General features: G+C 63.3%; 27 protein-coding genes. 16 read left to right on the top strand and 11 right to left on the bottom strand.

Translation table 11 applies throughout. The features are described 5' to 3' along the window. Positions 1 to 2: 2 nt before the first annotated feature. Positions 3 to 818, bottom strand: coding sequence for a class I SAM-dependent methyltransferase (locus tag MAFF_RS13500; protein WP_010911474.1), 816 nt, complete (start codon positions 816 to 818; stop codon positions 3 to 5). A 115-nt stretch (positions 819 to 933) separates the two neighbouring features. On the opposite strand from MAFF_RS13500, the gene MAFF_RS13505 reads away from it, so the two are divergent. The 8 genes from MAFF_RS13505 to MAFF_RS13540 all read left to right on the top strand — a co-directional run bounded on the left by MAFF_RS13505 (position 934) and on the right by MAFF_RS13540 (position 7,125). Next, complete coding sequence (locus tag MAFF_RS13505) at positions 934 to 1,812, top strand: methylated-DNA--[protein]-cysteine S-methyltransferase (RefSeq protein ID WP_032931663.1); 879 nt, start codon at positions 934 to 936, stop codon at positions 1,810 to 1,812. Between the two features lie 219 nt (positions 1,813 to 2,031). Further along, on the top strand, positions 2,032 to 2,502 hold the full coding sequence (locus MAFF_RS13510) for a hypothetical protein (RefSeq protein ID WP_010911476.1): 471 nt from the start codon (positions 2,032 to 2,034) through the stop codon (positions 2,500 to 2,502). 20 nt (positions 2,503 to 2,522) lie between these two features. Further along, positions 2,523 to 2,915, top strand: a complete 393-nt coding sequence (locus MAFF_RS13515; RefSeq protein ID WP_032931664.1) for a hypothetical protein — start codon at positions 2,523 to 2,525, stop codon at positions 2,913 to 2,915. After that, on the top strand, positions 2,882 to 3,409 hold the full coding sequence (locus tag MAFF_RS13520) for a hypothetical protein (protein ID WP_010911478.1): 528 nt from the start codon (positions 2,882 to 2,884) through the stop codon (positions 3,407 to 3,409). The genes MAFF_RS13515 and MAFF_RS13520 overlap by 34 nt, the downstream gene beginning before the upstream one ends. Beyond that, the gene (locus MAFF_RS13525) at positions 3,384 to 3,866 is read left to right on the top strand and encodes a hypothetical protein (protein ID WP_010911479.1); all 483 of its coding nucleotides are present in this window, start codon (positions 3,384 to 3,386) and stop codon (positions 3,864 to 3,866) included. The genes MAFF_RS13520 and MAFF_RS13525 overlap by 26 nt, the downstream gene beginning before the upstream one ends. A 184-nt stretch (positions 3,867 to 4,050) precedes the next feature. After that, entirely contained in the window at positions 4,051 to 4,971 is a 921-nt protein-coding gene (locus MAFF_RS13530; RefSeq protein WP_010911480.1) for a ribokinase, read from the top strand. Then, positions 4,958 to 6,403 carry an amidase gene (locus MAFF_RS13535; protein WP_044548320.1) on the top strand — a complete coding sequence of 482 codons (1,446 nt, stop codon included), beginning with the start codon at positions 4,958 to 4,960 and terminating at the stop codon, positions 6,401 to 6,403. Before MAFF_RS13530 ends, MAFF_RS13535 begins: the two co-directional genes overlap by 14 nt. A gap of 107 nt (positions 6,404 to 6,510) precedes the next feature. After that, a complete protein-coding gene (locus MAFF_RS13540; RefSeq protein WP_010911482.1) occupies positions 6,511 to 7,125 on the top strand; it encodes a LysE family translocator in 615 nt (204 codons plus the stop codon). A gap of 167 nt (positions 7,126 to 7,292) precedes the next feature. Here MAFF_RS13540 and MAFF_RS13545 read toward each other — a convergent pair whose 3' ends face one another. Beyond that, positions 7,293 to 8,234, bottom strand: a complete 942-nt coding sequence (locus MAFF_RS13545; protein WP_010911483.1) for a nucleoside hydrolase — start codon at positions 8,232 to 8,234, stop codon at positions 7,293 to 7,295. Between the two features lie 254 nt (positions 8,235 to 8,488). On the opposite strand from MAFF_RS13545, the gene MAFF_RS13550 reads away from it, so the two are divergent. Next, positions 8,489 to 8,914, top strand: a complete 426-nt coding sequence (locus MAFF_RS13550) for an Hsp20 family protein (RefSeq protein WP_032931669.1) — start codon at positions 8,489 to 8,491, stop codon at positions 8,912 to 8,914. 64 nt (positions 8,915 to 8,978) lie between these two features. Continuing rightward, on the top strand, positions 8,979 to 9,236 hold the full coding sequence (locus tag MAFF_RS13555; RefSeq protein WP_032920755.1) for a DUF1150 family protein: 258 nt from the start codon (positions 8,979 to 8,981) through the stop codon (positions 9,234 to 9,236). Between the two features lie 70 nt (positions 9,237 to 9,306). On the opposite strand, the gene ptsN is transcribed toward MAFF_RS13555, so the two are convergent. From ptsN to lptC, 6 genes are all read right to left on the bottom strand, one after another. Beyond that, positions 9,307 to 9,771 carry a PTS IIA-like nitrogen regulatory protein PtsN gene (gene ptsN, locus MAFF_RS13560; RefSeq protein ID WP_010911486.1) on the bottom strand — a complete coding sequence of 155 codons (465 nt, stop codon included), beginning with the start codon at positions 9,769 to 9,771 and terminating at the stop codon, positions 9,307 to 9,309. Positions 9,772 to 9,829: 58 nt separating this feature from the next. Further along, positions 9,830 to 10,414, bottom strand: a complete 585-nt coding sequence (gene hpf / locus MAFF_RS13565; RefSeq protein ID WP_010911487.1) for a ribosome hibernation-promoting factor, HPF/YfiA family — start codon at positions 10,412 to 10,414, stop codon at positions 9,830 to 9,832. 266 nt (positions 10,415 to 10,680) lie between these two features. Further along, positions 10,681 to 12,207 carry an RNA polymerase factor sigma-54 gene (gene rpoN, locus MAFF_RS13570; protein ID WP_010911488.1) on the bottom strand — a complete coding sequence of 509 codons (1,527 nt, stop codon included), beginning with the start codon at positions 12,205 to 12,207 and terminating at the stop codon, positions 10,681 to 10,683. Positions 12,208 to 12,461: 254 nt separating this feature from the next. Beyond that, positions 12,462 to 13,280: an LPS export ABC transporter ATP-binding protein gene (lptB, locus tag MAFF_RS13575; protein WP_010911489.1), complete on the bottom strand. Its 819-nt coding sequence runs from the start codon at positions 13,278 to 13,280 to the stop codon at positions 12,462 to 12,464. Next, positions 13,280 to 13,879, bottom strand: coding sequence for an LptA/OstA family protein (locus MAFF_RS13580; RefSeq protein ID WP_010911490.1), 600 nt, complete (start codon positions 13,877 to 13,879; stop codon positions 13,280 to 13,282). Before MAFF_RS13580 ends, lptB begins: the two co-directional genes overlap by 1 nt. After that, positions 13,866 to 14,579, bottom strand: coding sequence for an LPS export ABC transporter periplasmic protein LptC (gene lptC, locus MAFF_RS13585; RefSeq protein WP_010911491.1), 714 nt, complete (start codon positions 14,577 to 14,579; stop codon positions 13,866 to 13,868). The genes MAFF_RS13580 and lptC overlap by 14 nt, the downstream gene beginning before the upstream one ends. A gap of 359 nt (positions 14,580 to 14,938) precedes the next feature. Here lptC and sppA point away from each other — a divergent pair, with 359 nt between their 5' ends. The 4 genes from sppA to MAFF_RS13605 all read left to right on the top strand — a co-directional run bounded on the left by sppA (position 14,939) and on the right by MAFF_RS13605 (position 17,667). After that, entirely contained in the window at positions 14,939 to 15,895 is a 957-nt protein-coding gene (gene sppA, locus MAFF_RS13590) for a signal peptide peptidase SppA (RefSeq protein WP_010911492.1), read from the top strand. Between the two features lie 80 nt (positions 15,896 to 15,975). Then, entirely contained in the window at positions 15,976 to 16,260 is a 285-nt protein-coding gene (locus MAFF_RS13595; protein ID WP_006200394.1) for an integration host factor subunit beta, read from the top strand. 36 nt (positions 16,261 to 16,296) lie between these two features. Beyond that, positions 16,297 to 16,665 carry a DUF1049 domain-containing protein gene (locus MAFF_RS13600; protein ID WP_010911493.1) on the top strand — a complete coding sequence of 123 codons (369 nt, stop codon included), beginning with the start codon at positions 16,297 to 16,299 and terminating at the stop codon, positions 16,663 to 16,665. Between the two features lie 36 nt (positions 16,666 to 16,701). Next, complete coding sequence (locus MAFF_RS13605) at positions 16,702 to 17,667, top strand: ornithine cyclodeaminase family protein (protein WP_010911494.1); 966 nt, start codon at positions 16,702 to 16,704, stop codon at positions 17,665 to 17,667. Between the two features lie 39 nt (positions 17,668 to 17,706). Here MAFF_RS13605 and MAFF_RS13610 read toward each other — a convergent pair whose 3' ends face one another. The 3 genes from MAFF_RS13610 to MAFF_RS13620 all read right to left on the bottom strand — a co-directional run bounded on the left by MAFF_RS13610 (position 17,707) and on the right by MAFF_RS13620 (position 19,264). Next, positions 17,707 to 18,105 (bottom strand): EVE domain-containing protein, encoded by a 399-nt coding sequence (locus MAFF_RS13610; RefSeq protein ID WP_010911496.1) that lies wholly within the window; start codon positions 18,103 to 18,105, stop codon positions 17,707 to 17,709. Then, on the bottom strand, positions 18,102 to 18,497 hold the full coding sequence (locus MAFF_RS13615; RefSeq protein WP_010911497.1) for a VOC family protein: 396 nt from the start codon (positions 18,495 to 18,497) through the stop codon (positions 18,102 to 18,104). The genes MAFF_RS13610 and MAFF_RS13615 overlap by 4 nt, the downstream gene beginning before the upstream one ends. A gap of 77 nt (positions 18,498 to 18,574) precedes the next feature. After that, positions 18,575 to 19,264, bottom strand: coding sequence for a helix-turn-helix transcriptional regulator (locus MAFF_RS13620; protein WP_010911498.1), 690 nt, complete (start codon positions 19,262 to 19,264; stop codon positions 18,575 to 18,577). Between the two features lie 135 nt (positions 19,265 to 19,399). Here MAFF_RS13620 and MAFF_RS13625 point away from each other — a divergent pair, with 135 nt between their 5' ends. Then, on the top strand, positions 19,400 to 20,479 hold the full coding sequence (locus tag MAFF_RS13625) for a class I SAM-dependent rRNA methyltransferase (RefSeq protein WP_044548321.1): 1,080 nt from the start codon (positions 19,400 to 19,402) through the stop codon (positions 20,477 to 20,479). Further along, the gene (locus tag MAFF_RS13630; protein ID WP_032931675.1) at positions 20,480 to 21,337 is read left to right on the top strand and encodes a TrmH family RNA methyltransferase; all 858 of its coding nucleotides are present in this window, start codon (positions 20,480 to 20,482) and stop codon (positions 21,335 to 21,337) included. Positions 21,338 to 21,350: the final 13 nt, after the last annotated feature.

Consider the following 21,350-nt stretch of genomic DNA (forward strand, 5'->3'; position numbering starts at 1 on the left):
ATCTAGAATCGATAGCGCAGAAGCCTGCCGACCTTGCGCAGCGCCGGAATGTGTTTCCACAGGCGAACGAAGAGTTTGGCCGACCAGCCCATGCGGGCGGCGTGTTCGGGCATGTAGGCGGAAATATCCTCGACGAACCGCAGTTTCGGAACCGCCAGTTCCAGCTCGTGCGGATCGTCGATCGCCCAGTGAACCTCGGCGCCCGTCGCCTTGATGGTCGGACTGAGACGAAGCAGCGTCAGGCCGAAACGGCTGTAGGCGTCGAACATCAGCTCGCCGCCGGCAAGATGCGAGACAAGCCGCGAAACCAGGCGCAGCCCTTCGTCGGCGGGAAGATAGGGTGTCAACCCTTCCGCCACCACCATGGCCGGGCGGTTGCGGGGCACTTCGGCCAGCCAGCCGGGCTCGGTCACCGACGAAGCGATGAGATGATAATGGTCGCGGGGCGGGTAAAGCTTTCGCCTGAGTTCGATGACCTGGGGATAGTCGGCATCGAACCAGTCCACGCCTGGTGGCGGATCGACACGGAAGACGCGCGTGTCGAGCCCGCAGCCCAGATGCAGCACGATGGCGCCGGGATTTCTGGCCAGAAAATCCTCGACACGAACGTCCAGTGTCTTGGCCCGGATCGCCAGGCCGATGCCGAGATTCTCGTCGACCTTGAGCCTGGAGAAGTCATAGTCGATCTTACGCACCGCCTCGTCGGCGAAATGATCCCCAAGCAGCGAATGGGGCAGCCGGCTCTCCAGCGCCTTGCCATAGAGCGTCATCAGCAAGGTTTCTTTTGCCCCGGTCAGATGCACTTTCTCGCCAGTCATGAGCGACTCCTGGGCAAGAAGCCCGAGTCTATCTGGGTATGCGCGGCAAGAAGGCAAGTTTCGGGTGGCGATCGGCGCCCCAAGGGGCGATATTCCTGGCCAAGGAGACAGTTCGATGAGCACACAGACAGCCGTCCTCAAGAAGGACATCACGCCGCAAGGCAGCGACTACGAGATCGTGCGCCGCGCCATCGAGAAGATCAGCCTCGACTATCGCGACCAGCCTTCGCTCGAGGAGCTTGCCGAGGAGGTCGGCGAGACGCCGACCGGCCTGCAGAAACTGTTCACCCGCTGGGCCGGCCTGTCGCCGAAAGCCTTCCTGCAGGCGGTGACGCTCGACCATGCGCGCCGGCTGCTGGACTCCGGCATGCCGCTGCTCGAAACCTCGTTCGAACTGGGCATGTCCGGTCCCGGTCGGCTGCATGATCTGTTCGTCACCCACGAGGCAATGTCGCCGGGCGACTACAAGACGCGCGGCGCCGGCCTCACCATCCGCTACGGCTACCATGCCTCGCCTTTCGGCACCGCCCTGATCATGGCCACCGACCGTGGGCTTGCCGGCCTCGCTTTCAGCGACCCCGGCGAGGAGCGCGCCGCCTTCGCCGACATGTCCAGCCGCTGGCCGAACGCCATCTATGTCGAGGACCTGGCCGCGACCGGTCCTTACGCCGCGCGCATCTTCGACCCGACGCTGTGGCGCCCCGACCAGCCGCTGCATGTCGTCATGATCGGCACCGACTTCCAGGTTCGCGTCTGGGAGGCGCTGCTGCAAATCCCGATGGGCAAGGCCCGCACCTATTCCTCGATCGCCGCCAGCATCGGCGCGCCAAGCGCCAGCCGCGCGGTCGGCGCCGCCAATGGCGCCAACCCGCTTTCCTTCGTGGTGCCTTGCCATCGCGCTATCGGCAAGTCCGGCGACCTCACCGGCTACCACTGGGGCCTGACCCGCAAGCGCGCCATCCTCGGCTGGGAGGCGGGCCAAGTGTCGTCATAAATATCGTTTTTCCAGTTTCCGGCGAAGAAATTTACAGATCTTGATTATCGAAAAGTATTACTTGGACTTTATCCGAAATTCAGGGCACAACCGAGGACAACCTTTGGTTTTTTGTAAGGCGTTATTTCTGCGAATTATTTAAGTTTACGCTAAATTAACCACGATGAAGCGATCATGACTCCTGTTAATTCGGGCGATCCGACTTAATAGGAGGCCTCTATGAAGTTGTTTCGCACCGCCTTGGGTGCAGCCTTGCTGGGCGCATGTCTGGGCCAGCCTGCATTGGCTACGACGCAAAATGTCATTTTCAATGGCACGATCTCCCCGACCTGCACGCTTGTCATTGCCACCAATGGCACGATGACGGTCAGTCCCGACCTTCAGACCCTCAGCTCCCACAACAGCGGCGGCTCGGCCGGAACCGTCACGCTGACGACGACAGGCGGCGTGTCGCTGAGCGTCGATCCGGTTACCACCACGACGGTGCCGTCGGCCGACACGACATCGACCACCTGGACGCCAACCTACTCTTCCGCCGGTGCCCATTCCATCGTCGAGACCGGCTCGGCGACCGCCATCAGCACACCTGGCGCCGACGTTGTCTCGGTCCATCTCGCCGGCACCAAGGGCGGCAGCAACCGCTTCGCCAACGGAAACTATCAGGCAACGGTAACGCTGCGCTGCGAGTAGCGCCCGGGAAGGAGGCATCCTTGACACTTTTTCGAACCCTGGCGACGGCGCTGGCTGTCGGCCTGATCCCCGTTGCCGCAGCGGCCCAGTCGATGTCGCCGATGCGCGGCGAGATCAACAGCTTCACCGACGTCTTCGCGGTCCGCGTATACCCGGCCAATCCATACGACCAGAAGATCAAGGTCGAAATCCACGTCTACGATCAGGATTTCCAGCCGGTGGACGCCAGGATCTCTCCGAGCGTGTTCCAGCTGGGTTCCCAGGCTTCCCGTCCTGTCCTTGTGGTCGTGCCCTTCGGCGGCGCCGCCGAGCGTAAAGTGCGTATCTGTACCGAAAGCATCCCCTTCCCCAATCAACAGACGCAGATAAGGGCACAGATATGCGGAAAGTTCTTTGGACACCGCAAGTCCTGACGCTGGCACTCGCGGCTGCAGTGATAAGCACCGCTCCAACCCAGGCCCAGGACCAGATCTACAATCTCAACCAGAACGAGAACGGCTTCAATTTGCCCGGTGTCACCTTGCCCCAGGGCCAGGACGAGGTTCATGCCGCGGACGGCACCACTTGCCGCTCCGCCGTTTCCGGTTCCGGTGCCTATGTCGATCTCGGCGTTATCAGGGGCAACAACCAGACAGATAATGGCGTCGCCACCTACGGCCGGGTGGTGATCCCGATCGGGCGTACGCCGAAGCGTCTCGACTGCAGCCGGCTATATGAACTGGAGGTCCAGCGCCTGCAGATGGAGCTGAAACTGCTCAAAATGGGTCTCGGCGGCGACGGCACGACGGGGAGCGTGGCCGCCAGCGCTGCCGCTCCCGCCGCCGCGACCGCATCACCCGGATGGGCCAATGAAGGCTGGACCATCAGGACCGGAAACAGCGATGGCAAGAAAAAGAAGAAGAAATAGCCGCGCGCTGCTTACGATGGCAGCCCTTGCCGGCTTCAGCCAGCCCGCGCCGGCGGCAATCATCGGCACTTGCACCATCATGGTCGGGGCATCGGGAACGATGACCGCAAATCCCGGCCTCAACGTGTTCGGCTCCAAGCAGGCCGGCGGATCGAGCGCGGGCGCCACCATCACCGCCAGCTCGCTGCTTTGCACCCTGCTCAACCTGCTCGATTGTTATTCCGTTTCCGCACCGGCGCCCGCATCGTTCTCGTCGGCGCCAAGCGGCGGCGGCACCAATGTCAACTTCAGCACCGTCTACCGCCTCGACGGCACCGGCGTCGACACCTCCGGAAGCGTGCCGCAGCGCGTCGTCAACGGCACCCACACTATCCAGGTTGACCTCACCGCCACCAAATCATCTGGCATCTTTCCGGCCGGCAACTACCAGGGCACGGTCACCGTGCGCTGCGAGTGAGGCGACAAATCGCCTTTTGATAGCCACATGGTCTGGCAACTCATCGCATGACGCGCTAGCTTCCCGCGCAATCGGGGTGACGGCGCATTCATATTGATGCACCAGCTCCGCCATCTTCGATCCACATCGTGCTTTCCGAAAGTCGATCCTGATTTCCGGCCAGCGCTGGCAGGGAGGTACTTTCTTGATAGTCGTCGTCGGCTCGATCAATCTCGACCTTATCGCCAAAGTCGACCGCTTGCCGAGCCCCGGCGAAACGGTGAGGGGTTCCGGTTTCTCCACGGCGCCCGGCGGCAAGGGCGCCAACCAGGCGCTGGCCGCCGCGCGCGCCGGTGTCCCGGTGCGCATGGTCGGCGCCGTCGGCAAGGACAGTTTCGCCGGCGAGGCGCTGGCATTGCTGCGCGAGGCCAAGGTCGACCTGTCGGGCGTGGCGGAAACCTTTGCCTCGACCGGAACGGCACTGATCATGGTCGGTGACGACGGCGAGAACATCATCGCCGTGGTTTCCGGCGCCAATGCGTCCGTGGTGACCGGCGACCTCTCCAAGGCCTTCCTGAAAAAGGGCGACGTCGTGCTGCTTCAGCACGAGATCCCGCTGGCGACCGTCGATGCGGCACTCGACCAGGCACGCGCGGCCGGCGCCATCACCGTGCTCAACACCGCTCCTTTCCAGGGCGACGCGACGGCTTTCCTCGGCAAGGCCGATTATGTCGTCGCCAACGAGACCGAGTTCGACCTCTATGGCGAGGCGCTGGCGCTGAACGGCCGCGACCGTGCGGCACGCATGCGCGACTTCGCCGCGAAAACCGGCCGCAGCATCGTCGTCACCCTCGGCGGCGACGGCGTCATGGCGGCGACGCCGAGCGATTTCCTGACCGTTGCGGCCATGAAGATCACGCCTGTCGACACGGTCGGCGCCGGCGACACCTTCTGCGGCTACTTCGCTGCCGGCCTGTCGTCCGGCCTTGCGCTCGACCAAGCGCTGGCGCGCGCCGGTGCGGCAGGCTCGCTCGCATGCCTGAAGCCTGGCGCCCAGCCGGCGATCCCGCTGGCCAAGGATGTCGATCAAGCCTTGCAGGAAGTCAGCAGAAATGATGCGCCCTGAGACCAAGCATGCCGTGCCGCGGGCCGGCGATGTCTGCCGCCTGTCCGCCGTCGAGCTGGCCGGCGCCATTCGCCGCAAGAAACTGTCCGTGCGCGAGGTGGTGACGGCCTTCCTCGACCGCATCGAAACGGTCAACCCGCTGGTCAACGCCATCGTCTCGTTGCGCGAGCGCGGCGATATCCTGCGCGAGGCCGATGCAGCCGATGCCAGGCAAGCGAGTGAAACCGGGAAGCTCTTCGGCCTGCCGATCGCCATCAAGGACCTCGCCTCGACGACCGGGCTCAGGACCTCCTTCGGCTCGCCGATCTTCGCCGATTTCGTGCCGCAGGAAGACGATTTCTTCGTCGAGCGCATCCGCAACGCCGGCGCCATCATCATCGGCAAGACCAATGTCCCCGAATTCGGGTTGGGATCCAACACCTACAACAATGTCTTCGGGCCGACGCTGAACGCTTTCGATCCGGCGCTCACCGCCGGCGGCTCGAGCGGCGGCGCGGCGGTGGCGCTGGCGCTCGACATGGTCCCCGTCGCCGATGGCAGCGACTTCGGCGGCTCGCTGCGCAATCCGGCAGGCTGGAACAATGTCTACGGTTTCCGGCCGTCGCAAGGGCTTGTTCCCGCCGGACCCGATCTTGAGGTCTTCCATGCGCAGATGGGCATCGAGGGTCCGATGGGCCGCAATGTCGCCGACATGGCGCTGCTGCTCGACGTACAGGCGGGCTACCATCCGCAGGCGCCGCTGTCCTATGAGAAACCGGGCTCGTTCCTCGAAGGGCTTGCACCGCCCTCGACCGGCGGCCGCGTCGCCTGGCTCGGCGACCTCGGCGGCCATCTGCCGATCGAAGCGGGCATTCTCGATCTGTGCCAGGCGGCACTCGGCCGGTTCTCGGACCAGTCCTTCGCGGTTGAACCCTTGCTCCCGGATTTCGACTTCGAAGCGCTCTGGCAAGCCTTCGTGACGCTGCGCCAGGCCAGCAGCGGCTGCGCCCTCAAGGTCCATTACGACGACCCTTCCAGGCGTGGCATGCTGAAGCCGGAAGCCATATGGGAAATCGAGAACGCCATGCGGCTGACGGCGCCGCAGATCCGCGCGGCGTCGGTCGTGCGCACCTCCTGGCATCGGATGCTGCTGTCGATCTTCGACCGCTTCGACCTCATAGCCCTGCCCACCGCGCAGGTCTTCCCCTTCGAAGTCGGCATGCACTGGCCAAGCGAGGTCGCTGGACGGCCGATGGACAGCTATCACCGCTGGATGCAGGTTTCAGCCTTCGCCACGCTTGGCGGCTGCCCGGCGGTCAACGTACCGGTCGGCTTCGACGACAAGGGCCGGCCAATGGGCATGCAGCTGATCGGCCGGCCGCGTGGCGACCTCGCGGTGCTACGGGCGGCGACCGCCTATGAGGCGACACTGCCCTGGCAGGCCGGCGCCTGACGCGCGCGCAACGGCGCGGTGTTTCGCGTCTGGCTTGCGCAGAGGCTACCACCATGCATTGATTGTCCCCTGCCACGCCGCATTGGCGGGACTCCAAGGGAAAAACCATGTCGCTGGAACTCTATGCCGCTTATGTTCTCGCCTGCATCGTCATCATCCTGGTGCCGGGACCGACGGTCACACTGATCATCGCCAACAGCATCCGCCACGGAACCCGCGCCGGCCTCGCCAATGTCGCCGGCACGCAGGCCGGGCTTGCCATCATGATCGCCATTGTCGGCATCGGCCTCAACACGCTGATCGCGGGCATGGGCCACTGGTTTGAATGGGTCAGGCTGATCGGCGCCGCCTATCTGATCTGGATGGGCGTGCAGATGTTCCGCTCCAAGGGCACGCTGAATGCCGACGGAACCGCTAGGAAGCCGCGCGGCGGCTTCTTCCTGCAGGGCCTGCTGGTGGCGCTGAGCAATCCCAAGACCCTGGTGTTCTTCGGCGCCTTCTTCCCGCAGTTCATCGCGCCGCAAGGCAACTATTCGCTGCAAATCGTCGTCATGGGCCTGACCGCCATGATCTTCGCCGCCATGTCGGATTCGACCTACGCGCTCGCCGCCGGCCGCGCCGGACGCCTGCTGTCGGCCAGCCGCATCAAGCTCATGTCCAGGATCAGCGGCAGCTTCTTGGTCGGTGGCGGCCTGTGGCTGGCGTTTTCGAGGTCGAAGTAACGCCTCTTCCTTCTCCCCTTGCGGGAGAAGGAAGATCGGCGCGCAGCGCCGAGACGGATGAGGGGAGCGTGACGGAGTGAGGCGTTGGCGTTCCCTGGATCACCCCTCATCCGACCTCGCTTCGCGAGGCCACCTTCTCCCGCAAGGGGAGAAGGTAAAAAGACCCCCTAAAGCCGCCCCAGCCTCTCCACCAGCAACGCGAAGAAGCCGTCATGGTCGATTTCGCGCATCACCATGGCGTTCTTTTCCCGCTTGGTGACACCCCACCAGTCGATCACGGTCATGCCCATGGTCAGTTCCGAGGCGGTCTCAACGCTGACATTGCAGTTGCGGCCCTTGAACAGCTCCGGCTTCAGGAGATAGGCGATGACGCAGGGGTCGTGCAGCGGGCCGCCATCGGTGCCGTATTTGCCCTCGTCGTAGCGCTCGAAGAATTCCAGCATCTCGGCGGTCGCGATACCGACCTTGGTGCCGAGCGCGCGGAAGGCCTGCGTGCGCTTGGTGGTGGTCAACGCCTTGTGGGTGACGTCGAGTGGCATCATCACGATCGGGATGCCGGACTTGAACACCAGATCGGCGGCCTGCGGATCGACATAAATGTTGAATTCGGCCGCGGGCGTGACGTTGCCGCCCTCGAAGAAACCGCCGCCCATCAGCACGATTTCCTTGATGCGCGGCGCGATCCGTGGTTCGCGGATCAGCGCCAGTGCGATGTTGGTCAGCGGCCCGAGCGGGCAGAGCGTAATGGTACCGCTCTCCTCCTTCATCAGCGTCTCGACGATGAAGTCGACGGCATACTGCTCCTGCAGTTTCATCGTCGGTTCGGGCAGCTGTGGGCCGTTGAGGCCGGTCTTGCCATGCACTTCCTCTGCGGTGACCAGTGTGCGCGCCAGGGGGCGGATGGCACCGGCATAGACTTTCATTTCTGGCCGGCCGGCCAGTTCGCAAATCTTGCGGGCATTCTTTTCGGTAAGCTTCAGCGGCACGTTGCCGGCAACGGCGGTGATGCCGACGATCTCCAGTTCGCTGCTGCCGAGCGCCAAGAGAATGGCGACGGCATCATCCTGGCCGGGATCGGTGTCGATGATGATCTTGCGTGGTTGGGGCATTTCAATTCCTTGTTTGGGGCCGTGAACTCACCGGATCGATCGCACGCCTGAAGGACGACCGCAGCGCTTCTCCTTGCATCCGCGCGTCGTTTCAAGCGCCATGTCGATTATTCCTGTGAGTCCAAGGCCTGGTCTTTTTGGGCGGGTCTTGTGGTGGCTTGAACTTGGTCGCGGGGCGGACCATATCAAGACCATCGGGAAAAATGCCATCCGGGTTTTTCCAGTTTATGTCGCTCTTGAGAGGACAGTGTAACATGAGCCGAATGACGCCTTTCTCCAGCCCGCTTCTCCTTGGTTTCGACGCCATGGAAAAGACCTTGGAGCGCCTGGCGAAGTCCGGTGACAGCTACCCTCCCTATAACATCGAGCGCCTCGGCGGTGCCGACGGCAAGGCCGAAAGGCTGCGCATCACGCTCGCTGTCGCCGGTTTCGCCGAAAGCGATCTCGATGTGACAACGGAGGAAAACCAGCTGGTCGTGCGCGGCCGTCAGACCGACGACACCGAGCGCGAATTCCTTCATCGCGGCATCGCCGCGCGCCAGTTCCAGCGCTGTTTCGTGCTGGCCGACGGCATGCGCGTGATCGCGGCGGAGCTGAAGAACGGCCTTTTGTCGATCGACCTCGATCGGCCGGAGTCCGAGCGGCTGGTACGGAAAATAAATATATCGGTGAAAGACTGATCTTTACCGATGGCTCTCATGCGGGATGGCCTTGAGCGGCGTCCTCGCGCCAAGGAGGCTTGAAATGACCAGAACTGACGAGAATATCACCATGACCAGCGGTGAATTCGCCCATCTGGGCGAAGGCTCGGTCGCTTATCTGCGCAAGGTCTCGAGCGATGAATTGCTCGGCCGCTTCCCCAACATCGGTGAAATTGCGCCCGGCCTGGAATTGTGGGCGCTGTTTGCCGCCAATGGCCAGCCGATCCTGCTTTCCGACGCGCGTGACCGCGCATTGGCCGGCGCCATGGAAAACGACCTGACCACCGTCGCCATTCACTAAAGCGACCGGTTGGCTGAAACGAAAAGGGCCGCTTGCGGCGGCCCTTGGCAGTCTTTCTCAAAATCCAACTTCAGGCGGCGTGCGAGGCCTGCGTGTCCGACAGCAGCGCGTGGATCGCCGTGGCGTCGCGCGTCCCCCTGATCTTGGCCACCGTGTCAGCGTCGCGCAGCACGCGTGCGATGCGCGACAAGGCCTTCAGATGATCGGCGCCCGCCCCTTCCGGCGCCAGGAGCAGAAACACCAGATCGACAGGCTGGTCGTCCAGCGACTCGAAATCGACCGGTGTTTCCAGCCGGGCGAAAACACCGGCGATGCGCTTCACGCCGGCGAGCTTGCCATGCGGAATGGCGATGCCATTGCCGACGCCCGTCGAGCCCAGCCGCTCACGCTGCAGGATGGTGTCGAACACTTCCCTCTCCGGAATGCCCGAAATCGCCGCCGCCCGCTCGGAAAGCAATTGCAGAAGCTGCTTTTTGGAGTTCGCCTTCAACGCCGGCAAAATCGCCGGAACGCTGATAAGATCGCTCAGATCCATGCTTGAAAATCCCTTGTTCGCCTGCCGTCGCCAGTCCCCACCCCTCGTGCGGCTGGCTTTATCCCTGTGCGACCTTGGTCGTGGACGGGTCGATCCAGCCAATGTTTCCGTCGGGCCGGCGATAGACGATATTGAGATGATCGGTTCCGGCGTTGCGGAAAACGAACACCGGACTGTCCTTGGTATCGAGCTCGATGACCGCGGAGGCCACCGACATGGTCTTCAGCGTCATGGTCGATTCGGCAACGATGGCCGGCGCGAAATCCTCCGGGATCTCCTCGTCGTCATCGGCGAGCGGCGCCATCACCGTATAGGCGATGTCGGTCAAATCGCCGTTGCCATTGCCTGAATTGTGCGATTTGAGACGGCGCTTGTAGCGCCGAAGCCGGGTCTCCAGCCGATCGGCTGCAGCCTCGAAGGCGAGCGTCGGATCCTGGGCATCGCCCGTGGCCTGCAGCGAGGCGCCGGAATCCAGCCGGATCATGCAATCCGCCGAATAGCGCGAGCCCGATTTGATGACGGTGACGTGTCCCGCAAAGCCGCGATCGAAATATTTGCCGATCGCCTCGCCGACACGATCGTTGATGCGTGTGCGGAACGCATCGCCGATATCCATATGTTTTCCCGATATGCGCAGATTCATCTGAAAACTGACCTTCCTTGCTCAGGCTTCAAACTGGCCCGAGTTTATACTCGTGATCCGTGCGCACAAGCTTTGCGGCGTCACTCGCGCCGATTTAAATCCGAACTTTCCGGTTGATCACAAGCCGCCTTTTGACCGTCCCGAGGCCATTGTCGTGACGGACCATCCGCTAGCGGGCATCTGGCCCGTCTCATGCGGGCGGGCTTCTAGCCACTTCCCCGCGGCTTGTCAATGAAGCTCGAAAGCTGTGGAAAATAGCTGGGGCATTAGCGCCCGGCGCTGGCGAGCGCCCGCTTCTCGCGCCGGCGCTGCACCGACGACGGAATATTCATGCCTTCCCGGTACTTGGCGACCGTGCGCCGGGCGATATCGACACCGCTTTCCTTGAGCATGTCGACGATCGCGTCATCCGAAAGTACATCGACGGGTTTCTCCTCGTCGATCAGCTGCTTGATGCGGTCACGCACCGCTTCCGAGGAATGCGCGTCGCCGCCGCCCGACGCGGCGATCGAGGCGGTGAAGAAATAGCGCAGTTCGAACACGCCGCGCGGGGTCAGCATGTATTTGTTGGCGGTGACGCGGCTGACGGTCGATTCGTGCATGCCGATGGCGTCGGCCACCGTGCGCAAATTGAGCGGCTTCAGCTGGCGCACACCATGGACCAGGAACGCATCCTGCTGGCGCACGATTTCCGAGGCCACTTTGAGGATCGTCTTTGCCCGCTGGTCGAGGCTTCGCGTCAGCCAGTTGGCGTTCTGCAGGCATTCGGCCAGGAAATCCTTTTCCGCCTGGTTCTTCGCATGCGGCGACACCTGGGCGAAATAGATATGGTCGACCAGCACGCGCGGCAGCGTTTCGGCATTGAGTTCGACGGTCCAGCTGCCGTCATTGGCCGCGCGCACCTCGACATCGGCGACGATGGCGTCGCTGGCGCCGCCCGAAAACGCCATGCCCGGGCGCGGATCGAGTGCCCGGATCTCCGCCAGCATGTCGAGTAGATCCTCCTCGTCGACGCCGCAGATCCGCTTCAGCGTCTGGAAATCACGCCGCGCCAAAAGCTCGAGATTGGCGACCAGGGCTTTCATCGCCGGGTCGAGACGGTCGCGCGCGGCAAGCTGCAGCGAAAGAGATTCTGCAAGGTCGCGGGCGAACAGGCCGGTCGGTTCAAAAGTCTGGCACACCGCCAGCACCTCGGCCACGCTCGCTGTATCGGTGCCCAGACGCGTGGCGACCTCCTCGAGATCGGCCCTGACATAGCCAGTCTCGTCCAAGCCATCGGCGAGTTCGCCTGCGATCAGCCGCGCCGCGGGATCGACGAAGGCGAGCGCGATCTGCTCGCCGACATGGTCGCGCAAAGTGATGGCGCTCGCCGCCATGTCACCGGCGTCGAGCCCCTCGGACGAGGAGCCGCCGCCATTGCCGGAAGCCGATTTCCATTGCGCAGTCAGGTCGGGTCCGAGCCGCTCGCTGGTGCCGGGATCGTCGGGAAACAGGTTCTCCAGCGAAGTGTCGAGTTTTTCCGAGATCGCCTCGGCGCTCCACCCCGCCTCGTTCTCGAACCAGTCGCCCTCGGCGGCGGCTTGCGGCTCGGCATCGATCTTCTGCACCTGGTCGCTCGCGGCGTCGTCCTGCGGCTCGGCGCGCTCCAAAAGCGGGTTGCGCTCGATCTCCTCGTCGATGAAGTGCTCAAGCTCGACATGGGTGAACTGCAGCAGCCGAATCGACTGCATCAGCTGCGGCGTCATCACCAGCGACTGCGACTGTCTGAGCTGTAGTTTCGCCGCCAACGCCATGGTTCGGTTTCAAACGCCTCCTCTACGCGTCCGCGCTTCCCGAAATGAATTCGGCAGCCGGCCATAAAAACTGGCCCGGCTTTTGCTTGTCAAGGCAAAGCCTAGCAAAAGCCGCTTACCGGAGCGTTATCCTGGAGCAAAATCGCGGAAAATCAGCCCGCGACGCGCAAAAAATCGTGTCAGGAAACAAATTTCACGCCTAAGGCAAATTTCCGGAAACGGTTCCTCCGCCCGGAATTGCATGAGAAAAAAGGTCAGAGCGTAAACCCCTCGCCGAGATAAAGCCGCCGCACATCCGGGTTCGCCACCACTTCGTCGGCGCGGCCGTGGGTCAGCACCTGGCCGGCATGGATGATGTAGGCGCGGTCGATCAGCCCGAGCGTCTCGCGCACATTGTGGTCGGTGATGAGCACACCGATGCCGCGCGCCGTCAAATGCCGCACCAGTTGCTGGATATCGGCGACGGCGATCGGATCGATGCCGGCAAAGGGCTCGTCGAGCAGCATGTAGGCCGGGCGCGTGGCCAGCGCGCGTGCGATTTCCAGGCGCCGCCGCTCGCCGCCGGAGAGCGACATGGATGGCGCCTTGCGCAGATGGCTGATGTGGAATTCCTCGAGCAACTCATCGAGATTGCGCTCGCGCACCTTGCGGTCCTTTTCGACCACTTCGAGCACGGCGCGGATATTCTGCTCGACGTTGAGGCCGCGGAAGATCGACGCCTCCTGCGGCAGATAGCCGATGCCGAGGCGGGCGCGACGATACATCGGCATCGAGGTGACGTCGAAACCGTCAATCTCGATCGTGCCTTCATCCACCGGCACCAGGCCGGTGACCATGTAGAAACAGGTCGTCTTGCCGGCGCCGTTGGGGCCGAGCAGCCCGACGGCCTCGCCGGCACGCACGCCCAGCGTGACGCCGCTGACCACCTTGCGGCCCTTGTAGCTCTTGGTCAGGCCCTTGGCGATCAAGGTTCCCTTGAACTTCGTCTTGTCGACGGTGATCGTGGCCGGAGCCGAAACCTTGGCTGCGGCGCGCCCCGGAAGACGCGCCGTCAGCGATGACAGGCTGGCCATCAGGGGTTCGTCGCTCCCGCCTTTGGCGCATCCGATTTCGGCGGAGTCATCGACATGATGACACGACCGCCGCAACCATCGACATTCGCCAGGCCAGTCTTCATTTGCACGGTCAGCTTGCAGCCCTTGAGCACGTTGGGGCCTTGCGACAGCACCACTTCCTTGCCGGACAGGACCAGCACCTGCGTCTTCATGTCGAAGGTGCCATTGTCGCCGGTCGCAACCTGGTCATCGGACTTGATGTAGACCTTGCTGCTGACTTCCAGGTGATCGATGTTGGCGGAGCCGGTCATCGCGGCACCCGCCGCCTCGGTACCCTTGGCGGCCGCGTTGGGATCCTTGACATAATAGACCATCATCTTGCCGGCCTTGAGCAGGGTTGGCCCCTGGACGACGGTGACGTTGCCGGTGAACACGGCGAGGTTCTCAGCCTGCCGCACCTCCAGCTTGTCGCTTTCGATCTGGATTGGCTTGTCGCCGGACAATTTGAGCCCGGACACCTGGCTGCTGGCACCCGACTGCGCCAGCGACGGCACAAGGCCCAGCAGGAGCAGCGCCGAAGTTGCGGCCGCAAGCCGTGTCAAACTATTGTGCCACATTCGCTTCTTCGCCCTTTGCCTCAGCCGCCTTCACGCTGGCGGGATCGATGTTGACGCGCACCCTCTTCTCGAACACCAGGATCTTGCCATTGTCCTGGACCGACAGGGAATCCGCTGTGATCTGCGACCCGCCACTGCTGACGTCGACGGGATCGTCCGTCTTCATAGTGCCTTTGCCCATGTCGAGGAAGACCGATTTGAACTTGGCTTGCATGCCGTCGGTCGTGGTGATCATGACGTCGCTGGTCATTTTCATCGTGTTGCCGTCGCGATCGTAGATACCGTGCGAGGCTTTGATCGCGGCGACATTGTCCGGCCCGACCGGCACCTTGGCGTCTATGCCTTCGAGCTCGATAATGCCTTGCGTGTTGACATCCTGTATCGCCCGCAGGGCCGTCATCGAATAGGGCTGCTTCTGCTTGGTGAACCCGTTGAGCTTGGGATTGGCCATCACCAGCTTGCCGTTGGAAAAGGCCGCGCCTTCCGACTGCACCGCGACGGAGACGGGTGCGGCCAGATAGGAATAGACCGGGAAGGCGACGGCGATCAGCCCTGCGGCCAGCGGCACGGCGAATTTGAGCACGCGCACGCGGCGCGAATGACGCTGGGCGCGGTCGAACGCGTCGCCCCGCGTCCAGCCATCCGCCGGGGGAGCCAACTCCGTCTCGGGGCTGGTCGGTTCATTCGATCGCGCTAACATGACTGCTTTCTTCTAGACCCTGCCCGTCAGGGAACACCGCCTATAGGTGGGGGGCCGGCACTCTCAAGCAAGCACAAGCCCACGAAAACCGCAAAAATGTGACAACTGTGGTTGTGCAAACGCAAACGAGGTGGGCACAACAGCCGGTACTTCATAGCAGAAATGGGCGCGTCTGCGCCTTTTTTTCATCACCGCTGTTCCTGCCCTTACCTCGCGTCCCTTGCGCAGGCCAGTCACAAAACTGACAGTGGTCGGGATCGACGCGGGCGGATTGCCGCGCCATAGGCAAGACGAACTGCTTCCCGATGAAGACATCATGGTCTAAAAGCGTCTCTTCCCGCCGACTGTGAGGCTGAACCATGGCATTGAGAGCCGACGACCTGATCGACCGCCGCCGTTTGCGGCGCAAGCTGACATTCTGGCGTGTTGCGGCCATCGGCATCGTCGCCCTCGGAGTGATCGCGCTGTCGGCCTGGTTCTATCGCGACGATCTCGGCGGCTCGACTGTCGACCATATCGCCAAGGTCAGGATCGAAGGTACGATCACCGAGGACGAGGAACTGATCAAGCGTCTGGAAGACATCCGCAAGTCGTCGAAGGTGAAGGGCGTGATCCTCGCGATCGATTCCCCCGGCGGCACCACCGTCGGCGGTGAATCGATCTATGAGGAAGTGCGCAAGGTGGCTGCCGACAAGCCGGTCGTGGCCGAAGTCGGCACGCTCGCCGCATCGGCGGGCTATATGATCGCAAGTGCTGCCGACCACATTGTCGCCCGCAAAACCTCGATCGTCGGTTCGATCGGCGTGCTGATCCAGTATCCTGACGTCAGCGGCCTGATGGACAAGCTCGGCATCAAGCTGGAGGAGGTGAAATCCTCGCCGCTCAAGGCTTCACCTTCTCCCTTCAAGCCGACCAATGACGACGAGCGCGCCATGGTCCGCAAGCTCATCCTCGACAGCTACGACTGGTTTGTCGGCATCGTCGCCGAACGCCGCAAGATGACCCACGAACAGGCGCTGGCGCTTGCCGACGGATCGATCTTCACCGGCCGCCAGGGTGTCACCAACGGGCTGATCGATGCCGTCGGCGGCGAAACCGAGGCGATCGACTGGCTGGCGACCAAGGGCGTCGACGCCAAGCTCAAGGTGGTCGAATGGAAGGACACGGAGCGCCGCGGCAGCTTCCTGTGGTCAAAAGCCATGGTGAAAACGGTCGGCAGCGCGCTCGGCCTGCCGGGCTACAGCAGTGATGTCATCCACGAACTTGGCGCCGACCGCTTGTTTCTTGACGGCCTCGTTTCTGTCTGGCACCCTTGAGCGCCGTTTGGAACAGCTGAAAAAGCCAATAAAATCATCCTCATAATTTCGACCGAACTGCTTTCACGGGGACCCGTCTGATGATCAAGTCCGAACTTGTGCAGATTATTGCCACGCGCAATCCGCATCTTTTCCTGCGCGACGTCGAAAACATCGTCGGCGCGATCTTCGACGAGATCACCGATGCTCTTGCCGAAGGCAACCGGGTCGAACTACGCGGTTTCGGCGCTTTTTCGGTGAAAAACCGTCCCGCCCGCACCGGCCGCAACCCGCGCACCGGTGAATCCGTCGAGGTCGAGGAGAAGTGGGTGCCGTTCTTCAAGACCGGCAAGGAACTGCGCGAAAGGCTGAACGGCGGCAAGTAGGCGCGGCTTCAGCGCCAACTTCCGACGGAAAACATAATGCTCAATCGTTTCATGCTCATCGTGGTCTTCGTGCCCCTGGCGATCATCCTGATCGCGCTGGCCGTCGCCAACCGCGAACTCGTCGCCTTCACGCTGGACCCGTTCAATCCCGGCAATCCGAAGCTGACGCTCACCTTGCCCTTGTTCATCTTCCTGTTCCTGGCGCTTGCCATCGGCATGATCGTCGGCAGCCTGGCGACGTGGGTCAAGCAGGGCCGCTACCGCAAACTGGCGCGCCAGCGCGGCGTCGAGGCGGAAAACCTGCGCCAGGCGGTCAGCCGCGCGCCGTCAGCGCCGCAAGGATCAGTTCAGGGATCGGTCCAAGGGTCGACCCAAGGGTCGGCATTGCCAAAGCCGACCAATTAAGCCGACCCCGGTGCCTTTCGTTCCACGGAGCCTTTCATGCTGACCATTTCGGCCGCCGAGGTCGATCGTGCATTGACCTTTCCCGGACTGGTCGAGACGTTGCGCACGGCATTCCGTGAGGGCGCAGTGCAGCCGGTCAGGCATCATCACGCTGTCGAACGGCCCGATGGTGCGGCCTCGACCTTGCTGCTGATGCCGGCATGGACCGATTTCAACGCCGCCGGCACGTCTTCCGGTGGCCATATCGGCGTCAAGATCGTCACCGTCTCGCCCGACAACAACGCCATCGGCAAGCCCGCCGTGATGGGGCTCTATCTCCTGCTCAATGGCGCCACCGGCGAACCGGAAGCCCTGATCGACGGCCAGCGGCTGACGCAGTGGCGCACCGCCTGCGCCTCGGCGCTGGCGGCATCCTACCTCGCCCGCGACGATGCTTCGCGGCTGCTTGTGGTCGGCGCCGGTGCCCTGTCGCCGTTCCTGGCCAAGGCACATTCGGCCGTACGGCCGATCAAAACCATCCGCATCTGGAACCGCACCCCGGCAAACGCAGAGAAGGTCGCGGCCGATTTGCGCACCGACGGCTTTGCGGCCAGCGCCGCTTCCGATCTGGATGCGGAGCTTGGCGAGGCCGATATCGTCTCCTCGGCGACAATCACCACCACGCCGCTGATCAAGGGCACGCTGTTGCGACCAGGCACCCATATCGACCTGGTCGGCGGCTTCACCCCGACGATGCGTGAAAGTGATGACGACGCCATCGTGCGCGCCCGCGTCTATGTCGACACACGCGCCGGCGCTACCAAAGAAGCCGGCGACATCGTCCAGCCGCTGGCCTCCGGCGTGCTGAAGCCGGACGCCATCGTCGCCGACCTGCACGAACTGGCGCGCGGCCAGGGCGAAGGTCGCCGAAGCGCTGACGAGATCACGCTGTTCAAGTCGGTTGGCGCGGCACTCGAGGACCTCGCCGCCGGCATTGCCGTCTACAAGGCTCTCAAGCCGTAGCCTCGGCAAGCGTCTTCGGGGCACCCATCGCCTCTGCGATCAGACGAAAATCGTGATCGGTGATTTCGAACAGGCCGAAGCGCAGGTGATACCCCCAGTTCGACTTGCCAGCGGTGAAGTCCAGCCGGTCGAGCAGTGGCTTGATCGGCGCTTCTTCAGCCACCGCCCATTCGACATCGCGCCGGAACGGCGTGAAGCCGCCGCCCATTTCGCCTTGATAGGGCTCTCCTTCCCGTACCGTACCGTACCGATTGCCGTGAAAGCCTGCAGGCCATCTTTTTCGCCCAAAATTGTGGTCGGCGAATAGTAAACGATGCCGTCGCCGGGCTTGACGCGGCGCAGCGGCGCCGCCTTGCCGTGATTGACCTGCATGAAGCCGTCATTCCGGCCGCGCCGCACATGCTGCGCCGACGCCACCGCGATCCAATACGCGCTCATTTCTGTTCCCCATCGGCCTGTTGCCCGTCGGACAGCCAGTAGACGCGCAGGCGGTGATTGTCGGGATCGAGCGCAACGAAAGTGCGGCCGAAATCCAAGTCGGTCGGCGTCTGCAGTATCCTCAAGCCGCGCCCCGACCAGTCGGCATGGGTAGCGTCGACCGCGTCCGGCGTCTCCAGCGCAAACACGATCTCGCCGCCGCCACCGGCCGCTTCCGCCGCCGGCTCCACCGTATGGCGCGACCAAAGGCCGAGCTTGAAGCCGTTGTCGAGCACGAACAGCACGAAGGTCGGCGCGCTCTCGACCGGCTCGCGACCCAGCAGGGCGCTGTAGAAGGCGCCGCTCTTGAGTGGCTGATCGACATAGAGGATGACGAAATTCGGGGTGGCCATATCTGCTCTCCAAGCTGTTTCAACGTTTCGACTTGGCGAACCTAGGATACCATACTGTCAGATTCTGGCAGTAGCCTTCATGAGTCACGCTGCTTGTCGAGCGTCGCGCGCCACTCCTTGAGCAGCGCCTGGCGGCGACGCGGATAGCGCGCATCGATGGCGTTGAGGGCGGATATGCGATCGGCGCGAAAATGCCGGAAATCCTGCCGCATCTCGCACCACGCCACCACCACCCGCACCTTGTCGAAGAAGCCGAGCGCGAATGGCCAGACGACACGTTGCGAAGCAGCACCCCCGGCATCGCGGTAGAGAAAGCCGAGTTTTCGTTCGTTGCGGATGGCCTGCCGCACGACGCCAAGATCTATGCCCTCTATGGCGTGCGCCGGCGGCCCGACCAGCAGGGTCGAGGCATCGAGATCCTCACGCAGATCATCCGGCAGTACGGCCGCGATCTTGGCCAACGCATTGGCGGCAGCGGCCGACAGGCGCTGGTCCGGCTGCTTGGCGACCCAACGCGATCCGAGCACGATGGCCTCGATCTCCTCGTCGGTGAACATCAGCGGCGGCAGGATGAAACCGGGTTTCAGCACATAGCCCAGCCCCGCCTCACCTTCGATCGGCGCGCCTTGCCCCTGCAGCGTGGCGATGTCGCGATAGAGCGTGCGGATCGAAATTCCGAGTTCATCGGCCAACGCTTGTCCGCTCACCGGCCGGCGATGCCGGCGCAGGCACTGGATGAGGTCGAGCAGACGTTCGGAGCGGGACATGGGGCAGATTTGCCTGTTTCTTTGACATTGGTCCATCGCTGGCCGACATGAACAGCAGCGTTGGCTGTCGCAGACTTGGTTGCACCGCCGCTGTCCTCATGCCAAAAGCGGCACGCCGCTCGGAGATGCTCCCGCTTGAAGTCTTTTCGCGACAAACGCCGCGACAACCGCCCCACCGCGAAAAGCGGAACCGGAGAGGTGCGTCCGCACGAGACGCGTGGGCGGCCGGACGCCAGGCCGCGCGAGGCGCGTGACGCGAAACCGGACAGCCAGCCCGCACCGAATTCAGCCCCGCGCATCCTTGCCCGCCGTGACGGCGCCCTGCCCGCCGAGCAGCTTCCGCTGATCCTCGAAGTCGCGCCCAACGCCGACTATGCGCTGCTGGACAGCGGCGCCGGCCAGAAGCTCGAACAATACGGCCCCTACCGCATCGTGCGGCCCGAGGGCCAGGCGATCTGGCAGAAAGCCTTGCCGGCGAAGGACTGGGAGCGTGCCGATGCCATCTTCACCGGCGACACCGACGAGGAAGGCATCGGCCGCTGGCGGTTCCCGAAGATGCCGCTCGGCGAGACCTGGCCGATGAAGCATGACGGCATCGATTATCTCGGCCGTTTCACCTCGTTTCGCCATGTCGGCGTCTTCCCCGAACAGGCCTCGCACTGGGACCACATGGCCGGGCTGATCGCGGCCGCCAAACGGCCGGTCAAAGTATTGAATCTGTTCGGCTATACCGGGCTCGCCTCGCTGGTGGCGGCCCGCGCAGGCGCAGAGGTCACCCATGTCGATGCCTCGAAGAAGGCGATCGGCTGGGCCCGCGAGAACCAGGAAATGGCCGGGCTCGGCGGCAAGCCGATCCGCTGGATCGTCGACGATGCGGTGAAATTCGCCGAGCGCGAGGAGCGCCGCGGCAGCCGCTACGACATCATCCTGTTCGACCCGCCGGCCTATGGCCGCGGCCCCAAGGGCGAGGTCTGGCAATTGTTCGAGGATTTGCCTGCCCTGACCGATCTATGCCGGACGATCCTGACGCCGAAACCGCTTGCCGTGGTGTTGACCGCATATTCGATCCGCGCCTCCTTCTTCGCTATCCACGCTTTGATGCGCGACACCTTCGCCGGCATGGGCGGCAGGGTTGAATCGGGCGAGCTGATCATCCGCGAAAAGTCCGCCGGCAGGGCGCTTTCGACCTCATTGTTTTCGCGTTGGGTGGCCTGAATGAACGAACGGCATGTCGGCGCACCCGGCCAGGTGAAGGAAGTCACCAGCCTCGCCAATCCACTGATCAAGGACATCAAGGCGCTTGCCCTGAAGAAATTCCGCGACCAGCAGAACGCCTTCATGGCCGAGGGGCTGAAACTCGTCATTGATGCGCTCGACCTGGGCTGGCAGATCAGGACGCTAGTGTTCGCCAAGGCCGGACGCGGCAACCCAGCGGTGGAAAAGGTCGCGGCGCGCACGGTTGCCGCCGGCGGCACGGTGCTCGAAGTCTCGGAAAAAGTGCTTGTCGCCATCACCCGCCGCGACAATCCGCAAATGGTGGTCGGCGTCTTCTCGCAGAAATTCCTGGCCCTGAAGGACATCCGCGCCGACAATGGCGATGTCTGGGTGGCGCTCGACCGGGTGCGCGATCCCGGCAATCTCGGCACCGTCATCCGCACCGTCGATGCCGTCGGCGCCAAGGGTGTCATCCTGGTCGGCGACACCACCGATCCATTCTCCGTGGAGACGGTGCGCGCCACCATGGGTTCGATCTTCGCCGTGCCGGTGGCCAAGGCAACGACCGAGGCCTTCCTTGCCTGGCGCGGCGGCTTTTCGGGCCTTGTCGCCGGCACGCATCTGAAGGGTGCGGTCGACTACCGCTCGGTCGATTTTTCCCGTGGGCCGGTGCTGCTGATGATGGGCAATGAGCAACAGGGCCTGCCTGAAAGCCTGGCGGCGAGTTGCGACCGGCTGCTCAGGATCCCGCAAGCGGGCCGCGCCGATTCGCTCAATCTCGCCGTCGCCACCGGCATCATGCTGTTCGAGATCCGGCGGGGCGCGCTGAAGCTCGAACCAATCGCCGACCAGCAATGAAGGTTGCCCGCCC

Origin of the sequence: Mesorhizobium japonicum MAFF 303099, from assembly GCF_000009625.1 — a bacterium.
Taxonomy (GTDB): domain Bacteria; phylum Pseudomonadota; class Alphaproteobacteria; order Rhizobiales; family Rhizobiaceae; genus Mesorhizobium; species Mesorhizobium japonicum.